At 71.2% G+C, this 4,084-nt stretch carries 3 protein-coding genes and 1 pseudogene; 2 read left to right on the top strand and 2 right to left on the bottom strand.

Annotated elements, in window-relative coordinates; translation table 11 throughout:
- Positions 1 to 375, bottom strand: a pseudogene (locus ACFU6K_RS33045) (hypothetical protein); the annotation flags it as partial.
- A complete protein-coding gene (locus ACFU6K_RS33040) occupies positions 372 to 2,447 on the bottom strand; it encodes an APC family permease (RefSeq protein WP_380669345.1) in 2,076 nt (691 codons plus the stop codon). The pseudogene ACFU6K_RS33045 and the gene ACFU6K_RS33040, both read right to left, overlap by 4 nt.
- 248 nt (positions 2,448 to 2,695) lie before the next feature.
- Between ACFU6K_RS33040 and ACFU6K_RS33035 the strand changes: the two genes are divergently transcribed.
- Both ACFU6K_RS33035 and ACFU6K_RS33030 read left to right on the top strand, forming a co-directional pair.
- Positions 2,696 to 3,364 (top strand): TrkA family potassium uptake protein, encoded by a 669-nt coding sequence (locus ACFU6K_RS33035; protein ID WP_049657525.1) that lies wholly within the window; start codon positions 2,696 to 2,698, stop codon positions 3,362 to 3,364.
- Entirely contained in the window at positions 3,364 to 4,035 is a 672-nt protein-coding gene (locus ACFU6K_RS33030; protein ID WP_380669342.1) for a potassium channel family protein, read from the top strand. The genes ACFU6K_RS33035 and ACFU6K_RS33030 overlap by 1 nt, the downstream gene beginning before the upstream one ends.
- Positions 4,036 to 4,084: the final 49 nt, after the last annotated feature.

The following is a 4,084-nucleotide window of genomic DNA, read 5'->3' as shown; positions in this document are numbered from 1 at the left end:
CTTCGGCGCCCCCTGACCGGCGCCCTGGCCGGCGTCCCGGCCCGCACCCTTGGGCGCGTCCTTGCCGGATCCCTTGGCAGAGCCCTTGGCCGCGGCACCCTTCGCCGCGGAACCCTTGCCCGCGGCGCCCTTGCCCGCGGCACCCTTGCCCGCGCCCTTCCCGGCCTCCGGCCCGGCGGGCCCCTGGTCGGCCCGCTCGCCCGGGACGAACGGCGCGGTGCTCGCGGTGAGGCCGTCGCGGTCGGTGGCCTCCGGACGGGACGGCCGGCCCCAACGCGGCCGGGAGACCTGACCGGGCTTGGAGCCGCCCCGGCGGGCGCCCTTGCCGGAGGCGCCGGAGGAGCCCGAGGAGCGGGGCGGAGTGTTGCGGGTCACTGGGAGGAGTCCTTGCTGCGGTCGGGGGTGTCACCGGCGTTCGTACCGGTGGAGACGGAATCCTTCGACTTTACGGCCTTCGGCGCCCGAGGCTCGCCACGCCGGACGGCACCCGGCGCCGACCAGGCCTTCTGCGGCTTGCGCCGCTCGGAGGACTCCAGCTGCCACGGTACCGAGGTGACCATCACCCCGGGCTTGAACAGCAGCCGCCCCTTGAGCCGCAGCGCGCTCTGGTTGTGCAGCAGGTGCTCGTACCAGTGCCCGACCACGTACTCCGGGATGTAGACCGAGACCACGTCCCGCGGGCTGCTGCGCCGCAGGTTCTTCACGTAGTCCAGGACCGGCCCGGTGATCTCGCGGTACGGCGAGTCCAGCACCTTGAGCGGCACCTCGATGCCGCGCTCGTCCCACTCCCGCCGCAGCGCCGCCGTGTCCGCCGGGTCGACGTTGACCGTGACCGCCTCCAGCGTGTGGGCCCGGGCCAGCCGGGCGTACGCCAGGGCGCGCAGCGCCGGCTTGTGCAGCTTGGAGACCAGCACGATGGCGTGCACCCGGGTGGGCAGCACCACGTCGTCCGGCTCCTCGGCGGCGATGAGCTCGTCGGAGACCCGGTCGTAGTGGCGCCGGATGCCCTTCATCATCACGAACAGCACGGCCATCGCGGCGATCGCGATCCAGGCGTGGCCGATCTTGGTGACCAGCACGACGATCAGCACGGCCATGGTCATCACCAGGCCGAAGGCGTTGATCGCCCGGCTGCGCTGCATGTGGCGGCGCTTGGCCGGGTCGGTCTCGGTGCGCAGCAGCCGGGTCCAGTGCCGGATCATGCCGGACTGGCTCATGTTGAAGGCGACGAAGACGCCGACGATGTAGAGCTGGATCAGCCGGGTCGGGTCGGCGTCGAAGGCGAGGATCAGCAGGATCGCGGCGATCGCCAGCAGGATGATGCCGTTGGAGAAGGCCAGCCGGTCGCCGCGGGTGTGCAGCTGGCGCGGCAGGTAGCGGTCCTGGGCGAGGATCGAGCCGAGCACCGGGAAGCCGTTGAAGGCGGTGTTGGCGGCGAGCACCAGGATCAGGCCGGTGACGCCGGCGACGAAGTAGAAGCCGGGGGTGAAGTTGTTGAACACGGCCTCGCTGATCTGCGCCAGCGCGGTCTTCTGGTGGTAGCCGGGCGAGGAGCCGACGAGCTGCTCGGTCGGGTTCTCGGCCATCTGGACACCGGTCAGCCGGGCCAGCCAGATGATGCCCATGAACATCACGACGGCGATGCTCGCCATCATCAGCAGCGTGGTGGCGGCGTTCTTGCTCTTCGGCTTGCGGAAGGCCGGCACGCCGTTGGAGATCGCCTCCACACCGGTCAGCGCGGCACAGCCGGAGGAGAAGGACTTCAGCAGCAGGAACACCATCGCGAAGCCGGTCAGCGAGTCGTTGCCGGGGGTGGCGGCGAGGTGGAAACCGGAGCTCTCCGCGGGCATGTCCTGGCCGAGCGCGAAGTGCCGGAAGACGCCGTAGCCGACCATCCCGATCACGCCGACCATGAAGGCGTAGGTGGGAACGGCGAAGGCGCTTCCGGACTCGCGCACACCGCGCAGGTTCATGCCCATCAGCAGGACGACCACGACCACCGACAGGACCGCCTCGTGGCCGCGCAGCGAGGGCACCGCGGAGACGACGTTGGCGACGCCCGAGGTGGTCGACACGGCCACGGTGAGCACGTAGTCGACCATCAGCGCGCTGGCGACCACCAGACCGGCGGCCGGCCCGTGGTTGACGGTCGCGACCTCGTAGTCGCCGCCGCCGCTGGGGTAGGCGTGGACGTTCTGCCGGTACGAGGCGACCACGGCGAGCATCACGATCGCCACGACGACGCCGATCTGCCAGGAGAAGTGGATCGCCGAGGCGCCCGCGATGGAGAGGGTGAGCAGGATCTCCTCGGGGGCGTACGCGACCGAGGAGAGCGCGTCCGAGGCGAACACGGGCAGCGCGAGCCGCTTGGGCAGAAGCGTCTCGCCCAGCTTGTCGCTGCGTAGGGCGCGCCCGATCAGGATGCGTTTCGGAAGGTCAGTCGGCATAGGCACGTTAAGGAATCGTAGGGGCTCCCCGGTCAACGCTCCGCCGTTTGTCCCCCCCTTCGTCGCGACTGCGTTCGGTGGACCGGCTAGCGTGTCGGATACGAGTCGGCGGGCAACACTCTGGTTGTCGAGCGTTGCCGGGTCGGCGCCCCCACGAGGAACCTCGCCCCGGACGACCGGGCGGGAAACGGAGCTGAACGGTGTTTGCGCAGGTCAAGACCCCTTCGGGACGGGTGAGGTAAGCGCCGGTGCACATCGTCATCATGGGCTGCGGCCGCGTGGGCTCCGCCCTCGCCAGAGCCCTGGAGAAACAGGGCCACTCGGTGGCCGTGGTCGACCAGGACCCGACCGCGTTCCGTCGGCTGGGCGCCGGCTTCAACGGGCGCCGGGTGACCGGCGTCGGCTTCGACCAGGACACCCTCCGCGAGGCGGGCATCGAGGAGGCCGGCGCCTTCGCCGCGGTCTCCAGCGGCGACAACTCCAACATCATCGCCGCGCGGGTGGCCCGGGAGAACTTCGGCGTCGAGAACGTCGCCGCCCGGATCTACGACCCCCGCCGCGCCGAGGTGTACCAGCGCCTGGGCATCCCCACCGTGGCGACGGTCCGCTGGACCGCCGACCAGATGCTGCGCCGGCTGCTGCCGAGCGGCGCCGAGCCGCTGTGGCAGGACCCGAGCGGTGGCGTCCAGCTCGCCGAGGTCGCGTACGACCCGCGCTGGATCGGCCACCGGATCGGCGAGCTGGAGGAGGCCTCCGGCACCCGGGTGGCGTTCGTCACCCGGCTCGGCGAGGGGGTGCTCCCCTCGCCGCAGATGGTGGTGCAGGAGGGCGACCTGGTGCACGTGATGCTGCGCCGGGCCGACCTGACGGCCGTCGAGGCCGCGTTCGCGCAGGGGCCGAAGGAGGAGGGTCACTGATGCGGGTCGCCATTGCCGGGGCCGGAGCCGTGGGCCGCTCGATCGCGGGCGAGCTGCTGGAGAACGGCCACGAGGTCCTGCTGATAGACAAGAACCCGAACTCCATCTCGGTGGAGCGGGTCCCGATGGCGGAGTGGCTGCTGGCCGACGCCTGCGAGATCACCTCGCTGGACGAGGCCGCGCTCCAGCGCTGCCACGTGGTGATCGCCGCGACCGGTGACGACAAGGTCAACCTGGTCGTCTCGCTGCTCGCCAAGACCGAGTACGCGGTGCCGCGGGTGGTCGCCCGGGTGAACAACCCCAAGAACGAGTGGCTCTTCAACGAGTCCTGGGGCGTGGACGTCGCCGTCTCCACCCCGCGTCTGATGTCCGCGCTGGTCGAGGAGGCGGTCAGCGTCGGCGACCTGGTCCGCCTGATGCGCTTCAGCCAGGGCAACGCCAACCTGGTCGAGCTGACCCTGGCCTCCGACACCGAGCTGGTCGGCACCCGGGTCGGCGACGTGGCCTGGCCGCAGGACACCGCGCTGGTGACCATCATCCGCGAGGGCCGGGTGCTGGTGCCGGGCAAGGACGACACCCTGGAGGGCGGCGACGAGCTGCTCTTCGTCGCCGCGCAGGAGCGCGAGGAGGAGCTGGAGGAGCTCCTCTCGGCCAGCTCGGGCGCCCAGTAGCCCCGGAGAGCCGCGACACACGGCGAAGGGCCCGCACCCCTCGGGGTGC

The organism is Kitasatospora sp. NPDC057512 (assembly GCF_042802135.1).
In the GTDB taxonomy this organism is placed as follows: domain Bacteria; phylum Actinomycetota; class Actinomycetes; order Streptomycetales; family Streptomycetaceae; genus Kitasatospora.
Note: the sequence above shows the minus strand (reverse complement) of the source record. Positions and strands in the feature narration are given on the sequence as shown.

Bases quoted from the DNA above. Each gene is read 5' to 3' on its own strand.
- ACFU6K_RS33040 (WP_380669345.1), bottom strand. From the start codon at position 2,447: ATGCCGACTGACCTTCCGAAACGCATCCTGATCGGGCGCGCCCTACGC.
- ACFU6K_RS33030 (WP_380669342.1), top strand. From the start codon at position 3,364: ATGCGGGTCGCCATTGCCGGGGCCGGAGCCGTGGGCCGCTCGATCGCG.